Annotated in this window: 1 protein-coding gene; it reads right to left on the reverse strand. The window is 71.9% G+C overall.

The window, feature by feature from the left end; genetic code table 11:
* On the reverse strand, positions 1 to 685 hold a 685-nt coding region (locus tag ACOADB_RS00005), incomplete at its 3' end, for an Ig-like domain-containing protein (protein ID WP_378595867.1).
* Between the last annotated feature and the right edge of the window lie 47 nt (positions 686 to 732).

Genomic DNA, 732 nt, shown 5'->3' on the forward strand with positions numbered 1-732 from the left:
CCGTGGCGGGAGCCACGGCCTGCACCGTCGCGGTGAAGGTGACCGTCTGCCCGTGGTCGGCCGCCGCGTCGTCGGACACGAGGCCCATCGACGTGGCGCCCTTGACGATGCCCTGGCCGGTGCCCTGGTCGAGCACGCCGTTGCTGGCGATGAAGCGACCGTCGCCGCTGTAGACCGCCTCGACCCGGTAGCTGCCGGGGGAGAGCGAGCTGAAGGCGTTGCTCAGCGCGACACCGTTCACGAGGGTCACCGGACCGCCGAGGTTGGCGCCGTTGATCGTGAACCGGACGGTGCCCGAGGGCGTTCCGGCACCGGGCGCCACCGGGCTGATGGTCGCCGTGAACCGCACGCTCTCGCCCGACTGCGCGGGGTTGGCCGAGGACGTCAGCAGCGTCGAGGTCTGCGCGCGCTGCACCTTCTGCGCCGTCGACCCGTTGCTGCCCGTGAAGCTGTCATCGCCGTCGTACGTCGCCACCACGGCGTGCTGCCCGACCGACAGCTCGTCGGTCGTGATCGCGGCGACGCCACCGGTGCTGGAGCTCACCGGGGCGGTCCCGAGGACCGTGGACCCGTTGGTGAAGGTGACCGTCCCCGACGGGGATCCGGCGCCCGGAGCCGTGACGGAGACCGTCGCGGTGAAGGTCACCGGCTGGCCGAACACCGAGACCGGAGCCGAGCTCTCCACGACCGTCTTCGTCGCCGCCTTGTTTACCGTGTGCGTCGCGACCGGCG

It is taken from the genome of Nocardioides sp. CPCC 206348, from assembly GCF_048654705.1.
Lineage (GTDB): Bacteria > Actinomycetota > Actinomycetes > Propionibacteriales > Nocardioidaceae > Nocardioides.